This is a genomic window from Spirosoma migulaei (assembly GCF_054776855.1).
Genome location: NZ_BAAHBG010000021.1, coordinates 40,904 through 57,191, shown reverse-complemented (window position 1 = coordinate 57,191; position 16,288 = coordinate 40,904). Strand labels below are relative to the sequence as shown.

At 47.1% G+C, this 16,288-nt stretch carries 12 protein-coding genes; 8 read left to right on the top strand and 4 right to left on the bottom strand.

The window, feature by feature from the left end; translation table 11 throughout:
* Positions 1-72: 72 nt before the first annotated feature.
* Together ACYVGO_RS21015 and ACYVGO_RS21010 are read left to right on the top strand one after the other, a co-directional pair.
* Complete coding sequence (locus ACYVGO_RS21015) at positions 73-3,222, top strand: efflux RND transporter permease subunit (protein WP_460970953.1); 3,150 nt, start codon at positions 73-75, stop codon at positions 3,220-3,222.
* A 180-nt stretch (positions 3,223-3,402) separates the two neighbouring features.
* On the top strand, positions 3,403-4,857 hold the full coding sequence (locus ACYVGO_RS21010) for a hypothetical protein (RefSeq protein WP_460970952.1): 1,455 nt from the start codon (positions 3,403-3,405) through the stop codon (positions 4,855-4,857).
* Positions 4,858-4,957: 100 nt separating this feature from the next.
* Here the strand turns inward: ACYVGO_RS21010 and ACYVGO_RS21005 are convergent, their stop codons facing one another.
* Positions 4,958-5,617 carry a hypothetical protein gene (locus ACYVGO_RS21005; RefSeq protein ID WP_142775430.1) on the bottom strand — a complete coding sequence of 220 codons (660 nt, stop codon included), beginning with the start codon at positions 5,615-5,617 and terminating at the stop codon, positions 4,958-4,960.
* Between the two features lie 196 nt (positions 5,618-5,813).
* Here ACYVGO_RS21005 and ACYVGO_RS21000 point away from each other — a divergent pair, with 196 nt between their 5' ends.
* Positions 5,814-7,070, top strand: a complete 1,257-nt coding sequence (locus ACYVGO_RS21000) for a Na+/H+ antiporter (protein WP_460970951.1) — start codon at positions 5,814-5,816, stop codon at positions 7,068-7,070.
* Positions 7,071-7,312: 242 nt separating this feature from the next.
* Here ACYVGO_RS21000 and mdh read toward each other — a convergent pair whose 3' ends face one another.
* Positions 7,313-8,254: a malate dehydrogenase gene (gene mdh, locus ACYVGO_RS20995; RefSeq protein WP_142775428.1), complete on the bottom strand. Its 942-nt coding sequence runs from the start codon at positions 8,252-8,254 to the stop codon at positions 7,313-7,315.
* A gap of 186 nt (positions 8,255-8,440) precedes the next feature.
* Here mdh and ACYVGO_RS20990 point away from each other — a divergent pair, with 186 nt between their 5' ends.
* The 5 genes from ACYVGO_RS20990 to ruvA all read left to right on the top strand — a co-directional run bounded on the left by ACYVGO_RS20990 (position 8,441) and on the right by ruvA (position 13,276).
* Positions 8,441-8,902 carry a YkvA family protein gene (locus tag ACYVGO_RS20990; RefSeq protein ID WP_142775427.1) on the top strand — a complete coding sequence of 154 codons (462 nt, stop codon included), beginning with the start codon at positions 8,441-8,443 and terminating at the stop codon, positions 8,900-8,902.
* 164 nt (positions 8,903-9,066) lie between these two features.
* Complete coding sequence (locus tag ACYVGO_RS20985) at positions 9,067-9,267, top strand: Sec-independent protein translocase subunit TatA/TatB (RefSeq protein ID WP_142775426.1); 201 nt, start codon at positions 9,067-9,069, stop codon at positions 9,265-9,267.
* Positions 9,268-9,442: 175 nt separating this feature from the next.
* On the top strand, positions 9,443-10,915 hold the full coding sequence (gene gatA, locus ACYVGO_RS20980; RefSeq protein WP_460970950.1) for an Asp-tRNA(Asn)/Glu-tRNA(Gln) amidotransferase subunit GatA: 1,473 nt from the start codon (positions 9,443-9,445) through the stop codon (positions 10,913-10,915).
* A gap of 99 nt (positions 10,916-11,014) precedes the next feature.
* Positions 11,015-12,571 (top strand): lytic transglycosylase domain-containing protein, encoded by a 1,557-nt coding sequence (locus tag ACYVGO_RS20975; RefSeq protein WP_460970949.1) that lies wholly within the window; start codon positions 11,015-11,017, stop codon positions 12,569-12,571.
* A 114-nt stretch (positions 12,572-12,685) separates the two neighbouring features.
* On the top strand, positions 12,686-13,276 hold the full coding sequence (gene ruvA / locus ACYVGO_RS20970) for a Holliday junction branch migration protein RuvA (protein ID WP_142775424.1): 591 nt from the start codon (positions 12,686-12,688) through the stop codon (positions 13,274-13,276).
* 78 nt (positions 13,277-13,354) lie between these two features.
* Here the strand turns inward: ruvA and ACYVGO_RS20965 are convergent, their stop codons facing one another.
* Both ACYVGO_RS20965 and ACYVGO_RS20960 read right to left on the bottom strand, forming a co-directional pair.
* Positions 13,355-13,675: a hypothetical protein gene (locus tag ACYVGO_RS20965; RefSeq protein WP_460970948.1), complete on the bottom strand. Its 321-nt coding sequence runs from the start codon at positions 13,673-13,675 to the stop codon at positions 13,355-13,357.
* Positions 13,676-14,005: 330 nt separating this feature from the next.
* Entirely contained in the window at positions 14,006-16,237 is a 2,232-nt protein-coding gene (locus tag ACYVGO_RS20960) for a S9 family peptidase (protein ID WP_460970947.1), read from the bottom strand.
* Positions 16,238-16,288: the final 51 nt, after the last annotated feature.

Below are 16,288 nucleotides of genomic sequence, written 5' to 3'. Positions count from 1 at the left end.
GCGGTAAGTCTGCTTCGCGCAACCGTAAACCATAAACCGAATACCATAAACCTAAAAACGACAAACTAAGCAATGTCAGTAACAGAAATAGCCATTAAACGCCCAACGCTGGTTGTTGTGGCTTTTACAATCCTGGGTATTTTGGGCTTTATCTCGTATAAAAGCCTGAACTATACCCTATTGCCGAAATTCGATGCGGCTGTTGTCACGGTAATTACTACGTATCCGGGAGCCGCTGCCGGTGAGGTCGAAAACTCCGTGACCCGCAAACTCGAAGATGCGGTGTCATCACTCGAAAATTTGAAAAACATAAGTTCGACCAGTCAGGAGGGGCTTTCTGTTATTCAGATTGAACTAGCCGCCAGTGCCGATCCGAATCAGGCCTTGCAGGATGCACAGCGAAAAGTGAATGCTGTACTCTCGCAACTGCCGGATGAAGTCGAATCGCCGACACTACAAAAATTCTCGACCGACGATGTGCCCGTTATTCGGATGGGGGTTCGGGGAAATCTCGAAGCCACTAAACTCTACGATCTGGTTGATGATCAGATTCGTACGCAACTGACGAAAGTGGATGGCGTAGGGCAGGTAACCCTAACGGGTGGTCGCGAGCGTGAAATCAAGATTGGTGTTGACCCGAACAAACTCAAATTGTATAACCTCTCGCTGGCGCAGGTAACACAGGCCGTCAATTCGGCCAACCTCGATTACCCAACGGGTCGTATTGAAACCGATCAGGCGCAATACGCCATCCGATTGGCAGGTAAGTTCACCGATATTAACCAGATCCGGAATGCGGCTCTGGTCACATCGACAAACGGAACGAACGTAGTATTGAGTGATGTAGCCACCGTAACCGATGGGGTTTCGGATGCAACGACCATCAACCGGATCAATGGACGCGAATCCATTGGTATTTCGATCCAGAAACAGACCGATGCCAACGCCGTGGCCATTAGCCAGCAAGTGCGCGGTATTCTGGGGGGCATCGAAAAGCAGTACGCTAACATCGGCTTAAAATTTGAAATCACCAGCGATTCATCGACCTACACACTGGCATCGGCCGAGGGCGTTATTTTCGACCTTGAGTTTGCGGTTGTGCTGGTGGCACTCGTGATGCTGCTGTTTTTGCATAGTATCCGGAATGCCTTCATCGTGATGGTATCGGTACCAGCGTCGATTATTTCGGTTTTTGTACCAATGTATCTGCTGGGCTTTACGCTCAACCTAATGACCCTGATGGCCTTGTCATTGGTAGTTGGTATTCTGGTCGATGACTCGATTGTGGTGTTGGAGAACATTTACCGCCACCTCGAAATGGGCAAAGATCGCCGAACGGCTGCCCTCGATGGGCGGAATGAAATTGGGTTCACTGCGCTGGCTATTACCATGGTGGACGTTGTGGTGTTCTTGCCGCTCGTATTTGTGCAGGGTTTGATTGCGAATATCATTCGGGAGTTCTCGCTGGTCGTGGTGTTCTCAACGCTTATGTCGCTGATTGTATCCTTTACTATAACCCCGTTGCTGGCGTCGCGTTTTGCTAAAGAAACTGACCTGAAAGGGCCTGGTCTTGGCAAACGATTCCTGTCGTGGTTTGAAGGACAATTCGACTCGCTTAAACATGGCTACGCCCGGTTACTTACGTGGAGTCTGGGTCACAAACGCTGGGTGTATATCACAGCTATTACCCTACTGATTGCTTCATTTGGTCTGGTAGGCGGTGGCTTCATTGGTACGACCTTTTTCCCGCAGAGTGACCAGGGCGAATTTATCGTACAGATCGAAGGTGAGCCCTTTAATAGTCTGGCCGAAACGAACCGAATTTGCCAGAAGATTGAAAAGCAACTGATGAGCAACAAGCTGGTTACGAAAGTCAACAGCAACGTTGGGTATTCGAGCGCTGCATCGGGTGGCGGACTAGGATCGACACCTTATCATAAGGCGGAGATTACGGTAACTATCGTACCCAAGCAGCAACGGACTATTTCGGTTGAGAAATTTGCCGCCCAAACGAAAGCGGAGATACTTAAAACGCCCGGCCTAAACGTTAAATCGGCACCTCTGGCCATTACAGGTGGTGCCAACGCGGCCCCGATTCAAATTCTATTACTGGGAAATTCGCAGCAGGATCTACAACAGGCAGCAACTATTGTGAAGCAGGTCGTGAAATCGGTAAGCGGAACGACCGATGTAGAGTTGGGCGTGGATGATCCTAAACCGGAATTGAAGGTAAATCTCGATCGTCGCCAAATGGCGCAGTACGGCGTTTCTGTAGCAAATATAGGTGCGACTTTACAAACAGCGTTTTCGGGCAATACGGATAGTAAATACCGGGTCGGTAGTCGTGATTATGACATCCGGGTTGAACTCAACAAGTTTAACCGTCAGAGTAAAGACGACGTGGGTAACCTGACAGTACCCGATGGAAAAGGAAAACTGATCGAAGTTCGGCAAATTGCCAATTTAGAACTGGGTACGGGTGCCACACAGTTGACGCGTTATAACCGGGTTGGCTCCTTGTTTGTCAATGCCAACGTTGTGGGCCGCCCAACGGGTACGGTTGGTACAGAGATCGACAATATTCTAAAAACGAAGCAGTTGCCGGGTGGCGTAACCTATAAGTTGAAAGGTGATCTGGAACGACAGTCAGATGCGTTTAGTAGCCTGGGCATTGCCTTGGGGCTGGCCATCACATTTGTGTATCTGCTGATGGTAGCGCTGTACAACTCGTATTTCCGGCCGTTTGTGGTTCTGTTCTCAATCCCAATGGCGATTATCGGTGCATTTCTCGCACTGGCCTTAGCCGAACAGGCGATCTCCTTCTTCGTAATGCTGGGGATGATCATGCTGATTGGTCTGGTAGCTAAAAACGCTATCCTGCTGGTTGACTTTGCCAATGCACAAAAGGAAGAAGGAAAAAGCACGGTTGATGCGCTTGTCGAAGCGGGTCGCGAACGGATTCGTCCTATTCTGATGACAACCATTGCGATGGCAATTGGCCTGCTACCGATGGCCCTAGCCACAGGCGATGGCTCGGAGTCGAAAAACGGCTTGGCCTGGGTAATCATCGGCGGTCTGATTAGTTCGCTGCTTCTTACGCTGGTTCTGGTTCCGACAGTCTATTTAACCTTTGAGAATGCCTTTAATGGGATTCGTCGTCTGACAGCCCGGTTGAGCGGCAAGAAAGACAAGCCTGTACCGGCTAATCCAGCTAAGGTCTAGTTAGGGCTACCAGCTAAAAAAGGCCGCCGGTTTAGGAACCAGCGGCCTTTTTTAATTTAGTCGAGTTTGAAAAATTAAATTATAAATTGGTATAGTTAAAATTTAATCTCTTTTTAATCAAAAGCCTATGTTGATAGCATTACAGTCATAGTTTTGCACCGATACCAAAACAGCAGCCAAATGAATAAAACGCTGACGACTGGCTGGGTAGGTGCCTTGTTGATAACTGGTCAACTAACATTTGCTCAACAATCCGTTACTCCTCGCGCCGATACAACGAACCCTTCAGCGCTGGTCATTGTCAATAATTCAGTTTCTCCCAAACCAACTCCTGAGAAAAATGAATTAAAATACAACCTTAACGAATCAGGAACGCACTTTTTTAAGGCTACTTTTTTAAATCAGGCCTGGCTACAGTGGAATCAGAGTAACCCTGGCTCAACGGTTATTGGTGTTCCTAAAGACAATACATTATCGATCGGGCTACGCCGAACCCGGATACAGCTATTTGGTCAAATCAGTGACCATCTGTTTGTGTACTTCCAGTTCGGGATGAATAATTTTAATTACCTGAACGGTGGGTTCAGCCAAACAACTTCCTCTCAACGGAAAGTACAGGCGTTTTTCCACGATGCGGTGGCTGAATACCTGGTAGTTAAGAATAAGAACTACCTGAATATTGGGGGTGGTTTGACCATTGTAAATGGATTGTCGCGCTTTAGCGCGCCCAGCGTGGCGACAATCATGAGTATGGATGTACCCGTATTTGCGCAGGCAACCGTTGACCAAACCGACCAATTTTCCCGTAAGCTGAGTATATATGCTCGTGGGCAGGTGGGTCACCTCGATTATCGTGTGTCGCTTAGTGATCCTTTCCCCATTCAAACCAATGGCTCGGCCTTACCAGTTTATGGACCTAACTCGATTTTTGCGCTGAAAGGCCACGAGAAGCAATTTCAGGGCTTATTCATGTGGCAATTCTTCGATAAGGAATCGCATCAGACACCCGGTTATAATACGGGTACTTACCTTGGTGCGAAGAAAATCGTTAACCTGGAAGCCGGATTTATTACCCAGAAAAATGCGATGGTACACGTAGCAGCCCCCGGCGATACGGTCTATCAGGCGATGAATCTCTGGTCGATTGCCTCGTTCCTCGATATGCCGTTGAATAAAGAGAAAGGAACAGCAGTTAATGCATATCTGGGTTATTTCCATACCGATTATGGCACAAACTACCTGCGTTTCAACGGTGCTATGAACCCAGCCAGCGACATTGTGGCTGCCCAACGGCCCGGTGCATTAGGGGGTACCCAGGGGAATACTTTCCCAATGTTCGGCACGGGTAGCGTTGTATACGGCCAGTTTGGCTACCTAATGAAACGGGATCTGTTTGGGGCTGGCAACGGTACACTCATGCCGTACGTACAAGCCCAGATTGCCAATTACCAACGGGTAGTCAGTACGCTTGGCGTCTATAACCTTGGCCTCAATTATCTGATTAAAGGCCACAATGGTAAATTGACATTAGATTACCAGAACCGACCTTATTACGAACCCTCATCGGGTACTTCGCAAATCTCAGCGGGTGGCCGTCGGGGCCAGTTCACCTTGCAGTACCAGATTTTTATTTAGTTGATTCCAACGAGAGCTAAAAACAACAAAACCAGGGGTTTACCTTCGTAAAAATCCCCGCCAGATTTTGGTGGGGATTTTTACGAAGGCACACTATTATTTATTCTTTAAAGTCTTTATCATACGGGAACTGGCGGGATGCCTTACGCATAATGGTTGTAATGATGGTGCCTGTGTTGCTCCCAAAACCACGTGAAAGCGTTTTGTCATATTTCCAGAGTAAGTCGCCCGTTTTGCCATCGTTAATGCTGATGGTTGTTTTACCGGTGTTTGTTGGTCCGCCAAATCCAACGGTTAAAGCCATCGCAACGGCTGCTCCGTTCGACATAGGTTGTGTACTTTCAAATGTGCCCGATACAATACCATCCACATTCAGAATTTTTGCCAACTCTTCCGAGGTAAAGCCTGATAACGTTTCGTAGGTTACGGCATTCCGTTCCAAAAGGGCATTCGTCCGGGCGGGGTCCTGAAAATCGACAGCGATGTCGTTGCTTTCTTTACGCTTTAGAAAATAGGAGTGAACCGCACTTTGTACACCGAGTCCTTCGCGTTTTTCCAGCGCGGCTACACCCGCTGGCCCCCCGTTTTTTTCCACCTCTTTTGGGCGAAGTTGCAAGGTTGTTCTGAAAGGTAAAATCGCCAGTATCTTGTGGTCTTTTGCCAGCGATTTAAAATTAGGATTTGTGTAAATCTCGCGTGTTTGAGCGACGCTTGTAAGTAGGGAGGTAATAACCAGTACGGTAGTAAATAGGTATTTCATGGCTAAATGAATGTTAAAACCAATGCATAGTTACGATTAGATTTGGGTATTCATTCAACGAGTTGTTATGAAACGGTATTATTTCAGGTTGGATTGATCAAATCGGAAAATCGGTTGTTTGGCCTGTTTATCAATAAAAAACCCATTGAGTTGTCCCTAAGGGTGAACTCGTTATGTTTATAGAAACCGTATCCTTATGGAGAATTACAGTATCATTTTATTTCTGTTGGCGGTCATGATCGGCCTGTCGGCAGTGGCCGATAAGATTAAATTACCCTATCCAATCCTGATGGTTACGGCCGGCATTGCTGTTGGATTTATTCCGGGAATGCCAAAAATTGAGATTGATCCAGACGTTGTCTTTCTGCTTTTCTTGCCACCGATGCTGTACGATGCGGCTTTCAATATTTCCTGGACTGAATTCAAAAAGAACATAAATACGATTTCCTCGCTGGCGTTCGCGCTGGTGTTTCTAACCGCAAGCGGCATTGCCATTACAGCCTATTTTATTATTCCGGGTATGACCTGGCCGCTTGCCTTTGTGCTGGGAGCCATTTTGTCGGCTACTGATGCCGTAGCCGCCATGAGTATTACCAAAGGATTGGGTTTATCACACAAGACCCTGACGATTTTAGAAGGAGAGAGCCTCATTAACGATGCATCTGGCCTGATTGCTTACCGGCTAGCGGTGGCTGCCGTAGCGGGGAGTTCATTTGTATTCTGGAAAGCAGGTTTACAGTTTCTTTTGTTGATTGGGGGAGGTTTTGCCGTGGGTTGGGTACTGGGAAATGGGCTACGATTTATTCTCAAGCAGCTTTCGGGCAATAAATTAGTGGCCATCAGCTTCACACTGTTAATGCCGTTTATTGCCTACTCAGTAGCCGAAGAGCTTCACGTATCAGGGGTTATTGCTGTGGTGACGCTCGGGCTGATTATCTCTCAGTTTGCCAAAAAACTATTTCCTGATGGAACAAAAGCCCAATCCAAAGCCATCTGGGAAATCATTGTATTCATTCTGAACGGCTTGGTCTTTGTGCTCATCGGTCTTGAGTTTCCGTATGTACTTGACAATATTGATCGCCAGGAAATTTTACCCCTGATTGGCTATAGCTTCCTGGTTTGCCTGGTCGCCTTAGCGATCCGAATGGCCCGCGTATTTCTGCAAAAAATCAATATTGACCGCGCCTTTCGGAAAACCCAGGATAGTCGGTTTGAAGATGCCCAACTGGACTGGAAAAACTGCCTGATTATTAGCTGGTCCGGGATGCGGGGCATTGTTTCGCTGGCTACGGCTATTGCGCTACCCGTTACCCTGGCCGATGGTCAGGCATTTCCGCAGCGAGACACTGTCATTTTCATCGCTGTCGTAACCGTATTGATTACGCTGGTAGGGCAGGGGCTAAGTTTGCCGATGCTGGTCAAAAGGTTGGGCGTAACTAAAGACGAGTTTTAATCATAACCTGATTAAAGAATTAGTTTTCGGGCCTGGTTCTAATCGCGTAGAAGGCTTTTCATGAAAACTGTTTCATGAGTGGTGTCAGATGCTAACATCTGACACGGCGAGGTTTCTCAAAACCTATTGGTGTGAACAGAAGGTTTTAAGAAACCGACACCACAGCTAGAAGTGTTAAATATAGGGCAAACAAAAAGCCTGCTCATCCAAGAATGAGCAGGCTTGAAAATTATCTCACAAGACTAAACGCCAATATTGAGCGTACTGAGCACACCGTTCATATTCCGAACAGCATCAGCCGATTTGTTGAAAGCAGCCTGCTCTTCGTCGGTGAGTTTGTAATCGATGATTTCTTCCCAACCATTTTTACCCAGAACAACGGGTACGCCCAGGCAAATATCCGACTGACCATACTCGCCTTCCAGCAGTACGCAGGAGGGGATTATGCGCTTCTGGTCACGTAGAATGCTCTCGACCATGTAAGCACCCGCTGCACCTGGTGCATACCAGGCCGATGTACCAATCAGGCCCGTTAACGTAGCACCACCTACCATGGTGTCGGCAGCTACTTTTTTCAGGGTGTCTTCATCCAGGAAGTTGCTTACAGGAACGCCAGCTTTGGTAGCCAGACGTGTTAATGGAATCATGGTCGTGTCGCCATGACCACCAATAACCGAAGCCTGCAAATCGTTTGGTGAGCAGTTCAGGGCTAACGATAAATAGGTTTTGAAACGAGCTGAATCCAGGGCACCTCCTAAACCAATAACCCGATTTTTTGGCAGACCCGATGACTTCAACGCGAGGTAGGTCATCGTATCCATTGGGTTCGAGATAATAATGAAAATCGCGTCGGGCGAGTGTTTCAGAATATTTTCGGTCACACCTTTTACGATACCCGCGTTGATTCCAATAAGGTCTTCACGGGTCATACCCGGCTTGCGGGGCAAACCTGAGGTAATGACAACCACATCTGAACCAGCTGTTTTTTCATAATCATTGGTAGAACCTATCAGCTTAATGTCACAGTCGAGCAAGGTCGACGCCTGGAGCATATCAAGGGATTTGCCTTCGCTGATACCTTCTTTGATATCCAGGAGAACAACTTCATGGGCAAGTTCCCGGCGAACAATGTTGTCGGCGCAGGTGGCCCCAACGGCCCCGGCACCTACTACAGTAACTTTCATACGGTATTCGGAATTAAAGGGTTAACAAGCGACCGCAAAAGTACGTCTCTGGTTCAAGACAAACCAATAGCAGTCAGAATAAAACTTCTGGTTCAGTTCCTGCGTTTATAGTACGAACGAAAGTTATTAGATACGTACCATCCCTTGCTTTGTTAATCTGGCCGCTCCGGATTGACAAAAAAATCAATGAAAAACAGTAATCTTATATCCAGGATTCTATCCTCCATTTTTTTTAAGCGGGCCACTGATGGTGCCGCGCGCTACGCTCGTAACTCGCGAAGTTTGTATGAATTGATCCGGGAAGCCATTGATAAAAGCGGTGGCCTGTCGGGGGCAAACTTTGCCGCTTTCCGTGAACAGTTGGGTGTAGTTACTCGCTTGTTGAAGGCCTATGCATCGGGTGAGTATCGCCAGTTGCCCTGGAAAACATTGCTCCGGGTAATTGCTGTGCTGATTTATTTTGTATCACCTATCGACATTTTACCCGATTTTCTGCCGATTGTGGGTCTAACGGATGATATAGCACTCATGTTCTGGCTATTCAACGGCATTAAGGATGACATTGAGAAATTTCGGGAGTGGGAATATACGGCGACCAATCCACGGCAGGAATCATCCCGCCCGGTTGAGACTATTAAAATAGGGTGATGTTAACGTTTTCGGTGCAGGGTGCTTAGTTTATAGTTAGAACGATAAACTAAATCCCTTATATGGAAAACTATATTCACTCGTAGTGCGTAAGTTTCACTACGTTTTAATAGATTGTACGAGAGAGTTTTGTTAATTTTGCATACATTCAAATTCCAGGAATCATGATTTCAAGCATTTTCGCAATTATGGGTTTGGGCGGTCAGGAAATGATATTTATCTTCCTGGCGTTGCTCCTGTTGTTCGGCGCTAAAAAAATTCCCGAACTCGCACGGGGTCTCGGTAAAGGCATCAAAGAATTCAAAGACGCTACCAAAGACGTTCGCGAGAATATCGAAGAAGGTCTGAAAGAGTCGGAGAAATAAGGTAAGCTATGTTGTATAGCAGCAGACAATCAGGCGGTGCCAATCGGGAACCGTCTGATTGTCTGTTTTTATTAGTTGATAGTTTACGGTATTCGGTTTCTGGTGGGCTGGCGCGTCAGCTATTCATGCGCCAGCCCACCAGAAACCGAATACCGTAAACCATAATCTGTTCTTTGTGACTCTCTACCGTAGCTTTTCCTCTGTTCAGGCCGATCTTAAACGTGGCTCCACTACCTGCCGACAATTGGTAGACCAATACCTCGTTCGTATTGATGAACACCAATACCTCAATGTATTCACCGAAGTTTACGCCGATGAAGCCCGGCAACAAGCCGATATAGTTGACCAAAAATTGGCCTCTGGTAAGGCAGGCCGTCTGGCCGGCATGGTTATCGGTATTAAAGATGTGCTCAATTATACCGGGCACGGCGTTCGGGCCGGAAGCCGAATTCTAGAAAACTTTACAGCTCAATTTACGGCTACAGCTATCCAACGGTTGCTGGATGAAGACGTTATCATCATTGGCCGTCAAAACTGCGACGAATTTGCCATGGGATCATCGAATGAGAATTCAGCCTTTGGTCCTGTTCGGAATGCGGCCGATACCAGTCGGGTACCGGGTGGTTCAAGTGGTGGCTCGGCGGTAGCGGTTCAGGCTGGCCTTTGTTTAGCCAGTATTGGTTCTGATACGGGTGGGTCGGTTCGGCAACCGGCTGCCTTTTGTGGCGTAGTTGGTCTGAAACCCACATACGGCCGCATTAGCCGCTGGGGATTAATTGCCTATGCATCTTCCTTCGACTGCATTGGACCCATTGCCAATAACGCTGAGGATGCCGCTCTTTTGCTGGAAATAATGGCAGGCCCTGATGAATTTGATAGTACAGTTTCAAGTCAGCCCGTTTCAGCTTACACCCAGGCAACCCTTCCTGACCGGCCTTTACGCATTGCCTATCTGCGTGATGGCGTCGAGAGTGCGGGGGTCGACGAGAGCGTTCGGGAGGCTACCCAACGTAAAATCAACGAATTGAAGGCCGCAGGGCACACGGTAGAACCTGTTGATATTTCTCTTTTAACGTATCTGTTGCCAACCTATTACATTCTGACCACTGCCGAAGCCTCCTCAAATCTCTCGCGTTTCGATGGTGTGCGTTATGGATATAGAAGTGCAACAACTAATAAATCGGCAATGGACGTATCCACGCCAGACCTTTTGACGTTGTACAAAAAAAGCCGTACAGAAGGGTTTGGTGCCGAAGTGCGTCGGCGGATTTTACTCGGCACGTTTGCGCTGAGTGCCAGCTATTACGATGCCTACTATACCAAAGCGCAACAGGTTCGGCGATTGATCCGACAGGAAACCGAGCGTCTGTTTGAGAATTATGATTTTTTGCTTTCGCCCACAACGCCTACACCAGCGTTTAAGTTGGGTGAAAAAACTGGCCGGCATTCCGGGGACGACCCTTTACAAATGTACCTCGCCGATATTTTCACGGTACAGGCCAATGTGGTAGGGTACCCGGCAATATCAATACCTAATGGCACTGATCCTGATGGACTGCCAATCGGTATACAACTAATGGCTCCTCCATATGCCGAGGGATCATTAGTGGCATTGGCAAAAAGTTTGTTAATGAATAATGTAGAATGAATAACGTAGAATGCTGTTCAGTAGAAGTTAAAATCTAAATCATTATACATTACCCATTATACATTGACCATTATCCAATAAATACGTAACGAAACCTATATGAACTACCTGAACCGTAGCCTGCTGAGATTGGGGCTGTTGAGTGCGGTAGTGGGACTGGCAACAGTGACTCACGCCGAGACTACGATTCAATTAGATAGTACAATCGTAAAGAAAGATACGATAGCGGTTGTGCCCACTGTGCCGGACAGCCTGCTTCGTGAGCGGCTGGCGAAGTTGCAGAAAGACATTCCCCTCAATTATCATAAGGCTGTTCAGGCTTATGTCGATTACTTCACCTTCCGCCGGGCAAGCTATACCCGTACAATGCTGGAGCGGATACCGCTTTTCTTCCCATTGTACGAGCGGATGTTAAAGCAGTATGGCCTGCCTGATGAACTGAAATACCTTTCTATTGTTGAATCGGCTTTAAATCCACGGGCTATTTCCCGGGCGGGTGCGGGCGGACTTTGGCAGATTATGCCAGGAACAGGCCGTGATCTACGCTTGTCGCAGGATGACTACGTAGATGAGCGGATGGATCCGGTTAAAGCTACCGAAGCTGCCTGCAAATACCTCCGGGACTTGTATACTATCTTCGGCGATTGGGAAATGGCGATGGCAGCCTACAACTGTGGACCAGGTGCAGTAAAGCGGGCTATGCGTCGGTCGGGGGGCGATACGTTTTATACGATTTATGATGCACTGCCCAAAGAAACCAGAGGGTATGTACCTCAATTTGTAGCGTTCACCTATTTGATGAATCATGCCAATGATCATGGTATCGTGGCCGAAAATTATGAGTATCCAATTCCGCATGACACAATTCAGGTAAGTGGCTATTTCAATCTCGAAACGTTTGCCAGGCATAGCACAATGGCACTGGCCGATTTGCAGAAAATGAATCCAGCTATCACAACGACTATGCTGCCGGAAGGTACTAACCGCTATCCGCTGCGTGTGCCGCGCGAGCAATATGCCTATTTCGCTTCTCGTCGCCAGGCTATTCTGGATTCGGCTAGTCGGATACCGGGCCGGATGGAGCATATGTTGCTGGCCAGTGCTGAGGATATTCGGTATGGATCTGACTCAATGGGGACATGGGGAGCACTAAGTCAGAACCCGTTGGCCAATATAAGCCTGGAAGCTGCCCCTTCTCCGGCTGCTCAGCTTGCCGTTGCCGAATCGGCTGATGAACCCGAAGATGATATTGAAACGGTTGTTATGCGGAAACCCCGTAAACAAACGTATGTAGTGAAAAAAGGTGATAATCTGGGTGAAATTGCCGACCGGTATCATGTTGAACTTTATGACCTGAAACGCTGGAACCACCTGCGGTCAACCAAAATCCAGCGAGGCCAGAAGTTAACTATATTGAAAGAAGTTGCTGAAACCCGAGCTGAACGCCTGGCCGATCAGGGAACGGCCAAAGGACGTAAGAAAGCAGACGTTATTGCTAAAGCGAAGCACTACAAACCCCGTTACCATCGAGTACAGAGTGGCGACACGCTCTGGAACATCGTTCAGCGCTATGATCTGACTATCGATCAGCTCAAGAAAATGAACCATATAAAGAGTAACGCGCTTCGGCCCGGCCAGAAGCTGATTGTTGGCTAAATCTGAAGCATGGAATAGCCAATATACACCCACGATTTTGTCAAAAAAGTCGTGGGTTTTTCGTATCTTTATCTATACATAACACGCTTAAAAACAAGCCTTTCCAAACCACGAATGATCGCTTATTTAGACGGAACGCTGGCCCATAAAGACCCTACACATGCCATTATCGACGTACACGGGGTAGGCTATATGATCCATATTTCCCTTCAAACGTATGCCGTTTTACCCGGCGGTGGCGACCGAGTTAAGTTATTTATTCACCACTTGTTTCGCGAGGACTTACAGGCTCTGTACGGCTTTGCCATTGCCGATGAAAAGTCCTTGTTTCTGGACTTGATTGGTGTTTCGGGAGTTGGGCCCAACACGGCTCTGGGAATGCTCTCGGCTATGCAACCCGGCGACTTACGGCTTGCCATATTAGGTGAAAATGTTCGGGCGGTGCAGGCTATTAAAGGCATTGGTGCCAAAACAGCCCAACGCATCATTCTCGAATTACGCGATAAAATGAAAAAATCGGGTATTGTGCCCAATGGGCCTACCTACCGCCAGTCGGCTGTCGATCCTGTTCGCGAAGAGTCACTAGCCGCGCTGGTTGCGTTAGGTTTCCCTAAACCAACCGCTGAGAAAAGCGTAGATGACGCCCTGAAAGCTGATCCATCGTTAAGTGTCGAGGATGTAATACGGAGAGCGTTGCGAACCTAATGATTGGGTTGTAGAGGGATAAAAAACGTGGTCCGACTTACGAGTCAGACCACGTTTTTTATCCCTCTACATTTATAATTAATCAACGCCAGCAGCCTTCTTGGTTTTAGCTTTAGCAACTGCTTTTAGTTCTTTAGCCTCTCCTTTCATTTCTTTCTTTTCGGCTTTCTCCATTTTCCGATCAGCTTTTGCCATTCTCGTTTTTGGGTCAGAAATACCTTTAACTTCTAATCCTTTATGTGTAGCGGCTTCGTGTTTATACTCAATGGCTTTAGCCACTTTTTTCTCTGCCTTCATTTCTTTTTTGGCTGCTTTTCCTTCCTGAACGGCCTGTGCAAATCCAAGTTGAGCGATTGAAAGCAGGCTGCAAACTGACGCAGCGATGATTAACTTTTTCATAACAATTGATCGTTTAGTGAATAATATACCTACATATTTGTAGGTAGTTACTGCCATTACAAACCTGCCACTTTTAGGTTTGTTTAACGCGATACGTCTACGATAATCAATTTTTTTAGCTCTGGAGCACGGAAATGTTATCGATATGTATTCTTAATGAATTGATTTTCAGTAAAATGTAGATTAAGCTGGCTCGCTTGGAAAAGCACTCAACTACCTAGTTAATTTTACCGAAAATATTTTTTACCGGTAAGAACTGACAGACGATTCTGTACCTGAAAAAATGCTTAAGTATGAAAAAGCCTGACATTCTCGTCAGGCTTTTCGTTATTAATTCAATGGACTACTTTTTAAATAGGTTTCTAAATAATTTGTGTACTGCTGATACAATAGAAGCTGAGTTCCTGCACTGTAGGCCACGCCATGAGCACCGGGTGGATAAATCCGGAGGTCAGCATCTTTACCCGCGTCTTCCAGCGCATTCATGAGCTGAAACGTATTCCGAACGTGTACATTCTCGTCCATGGTGGAGTGGGCAATAAACATTTTACCCGCCAGATTTTTAGCAAAAGGTGATACGGCACTGGCTTTATAGTTCTCTTCATTCTCGGGCAACAACCCCATATAGCGTTCGGTATAAATAGAGTCGTAAAGTCGCCAATCGGTAACAGGGGCTCCTACAATAGACACTTTGAACACACCTGGATGTGTTAGCATGGTATAGCTACTCATATAGCCGCCGTAACTATGCCCCCGGATTGCCATTCGGTTGGCATCCACCCAGGGTTGCTTGGCTAAATACGCGGCTGCTTCCGCAAAATCGAGGCTCTCGTATTTTCCTAGCTTCTCATAAACGATTTTCTCGAAGTCACGTCCATACCCACCGCTGCCCCGGTTATTCACGCTAACTACAATGTAGCCTGTTTGCGCCAGCCACTGATGCCATCCCGTTGTCGCAAATTCGTTATAAACCGATTGAGCACCCGGTCCACCGTAAATATCCATTACGACCGGGTACTTTTGGGCTGGATTGAAATTGATCGGTTTAATAATCGAAATATCAATCTGCTGCCCATCGGAGGTTGTAAAGCTGGTCAACTCTTTGGGCGAATACGCATGGCTGGCCAGGTAGTCAGACACTTTTTTGTTGCTTTCCAGTGCCTTGATCAATTGCCCTTTCGTATCGCGTAATTCGACCTGAGTGGGCGTTGATACGTTGGAATATTTATCGATAAAATACTGCCCGTTGGGGGAGAAATTGACAGCGTGTTTTCCGGCTACAGTTGTTAATCGACGCTTATTCTTGCCATCTACATCAATGACGAACAATTGACGCTCGAGGGGTGATGCTTCCGTAGAGGTGAAATAAACTTTTTTCGTCTTCGGATCAATATGATGGACATAACTTACTTCCCATTTTCCGCTTGTTACAGCATTGAGTAGCTTCCCGGTATAATCATATCGGTAGAGATGGGCAAATCCATCACGATCGGATACCCAATAAAACTCCTGAACACCGGCCGGGAAATAAATCAGGTGATTGATACCCGCGAAAAAATCAAACACATCAACCCAGGTGGCCGATTTCTCTTCCATGATCTGTTTAGCATCACCGGTTCGGGCATTTGCCATAAACAGGCGCAGGTGATTCTGCTTCCGATTCAACTGCATCAGTGTAAGCTGGCCTTCCTGCGATGTCCAGTAGATGCGCGGAATATAGCCATCCCCCAATTCGACCTTCATCCATTGCTTGCTCTTATTGGCAATCTCAATCACCCCAATACGAACCGTTGGATTTTGATCGCCTACGCGTGGGTAGGGAAGGGAGTCGAATTTCTCATCAAAGCCTTTATAATCGGTCAATTTGTAGATGGGGACCTGGCGCTCATCGGACTGCCAGAAGGCAATGAACTTGCTATCCGGCGACCAATCCCAGGCCTGCGCCAGTCCAAACTCTTCTTCGTAGGCCCAGCCGAATCGACCATTGTAGAGGGCCGGTTTAGCATCATCAGTTAGTTGCGTTTCGTTTTGGCTGGCGAAATCAAAGACAAACAAATTGCCACCCCGTTCGTAGCCAATTTTCTGCCCATCCGGAGACAGTTCCGCGGTTTGGGCATCTTTCGCAACGAGTTTCAGGCTCTTATCGGCCACCGCGTATACATAATAATCGGATACGCCCGATCGCCGATAAACGGGCCGGAAGTTGCTCTGAAACAGAATATTCTTCGAATCTTTCGACCATTGGAAGGAGCCGTAGGCAAACGGTTTGTCGGTGCCGGGAAATTTCAACTGACTGCCGTCAAAAACGATCTCTTCTTTCTGGTCTTTTGGTGAGAGCGTCTTTATGGTATTCTGCCCATCAATGAACGAGAACTTAGTGCCTCCCTCAATCCAGTTCACATTGCGTGGGCCCTGCGAACCAGCCAACTGCCCCCCCGAAAAAACGGCCTGTTGAAGATTGGCATACGGCTGTTTGGATTGCGCTACGGTTTTTTTCGCAGCTAGCTGCGTAATCAGGAAAGCAACAATGAAAAGCCGTCCGACTAGTTTTTGATTGATCATGAAGTATATATGACTTATAAAAGATTCAAATTTACTAAAAAAAGACATTTC

Coding starts and splice junctions, on each gene's coding strand:
- ACYVGO_RS20990 (WP_142775427.1), top strand. CDS start 8,441: ATGAAAAACAGTAATCTTATATCCAGGATTCTATCCTCCATTTTTTTT.
- ruvA (WP_142775424.1), top strand. CDS start 12,686: ATGATCGCTTATTTAGACGGAACGCTGGCCCATAAAGACCCTACACAT.
- ACYVGO_RS21005 (WP_142775430.1), bottom strand. CDS start 5,617: ATGAAATACCTATTTACTACCGTACTGGTTATTACCTCCCTACTTACA.
- ACYVGO_RS20965 (WP_460970948.1), bottom strand. CDS start 13,675: ATGAAAAAGTTAATCATCGCTGCGTCAGTTTGCAGCCTGCTTTCAATC.
- mdh (WP_142775428.1), bottom strand. CDS start 8,254: ATGAAAGTTACTGTAGTAGGTGCCGGGGCCGTTGGGGCCACCTGCGCC.
- ACYVGO_RS20975 (WP_460970949.1), top strand. CDS start 11,015: ATGAACTACCTGAACCGTAGCCTGCTGAGATTGGGGCTGTTGAGTGCG.
- ACYVGO_RS20960 (WP_460970947.1), bottom strand. CDS start 16,237: ATGATCAATCAAAAACTAGTCGGACGGCTTTTCATTGTTGCTTTCCTG.
- ACYVGO_RS20985 (WP_142775426.1), top strand. CDS start 9,067: ATGATTTCAAGCATTTTCGCAATTATGGGTTTGGGCGGTCAGGAAATG.
- ACYVGO_RS21015 (WP_460970953.1), top strand. CDS start 73: ATGTCAGTAACAGAAATAGCCATTAAACGCCCAACGCTGGTTGTTGTG.
- ACYVGO_RS21000 (WP_460970951.1), top strand. CDS start 5,814: ATGGAGAATTACAGTATCATTTTATTTCTGTTGGCGGTCATGATCGGC.
- ACYVGO_RS21010 (WP_460970952.1), top strand. CDS start 3,403: ATGAATAAAACGCTGACGACTGGCTGGGTAGGTGCCTTGTTGATAACT.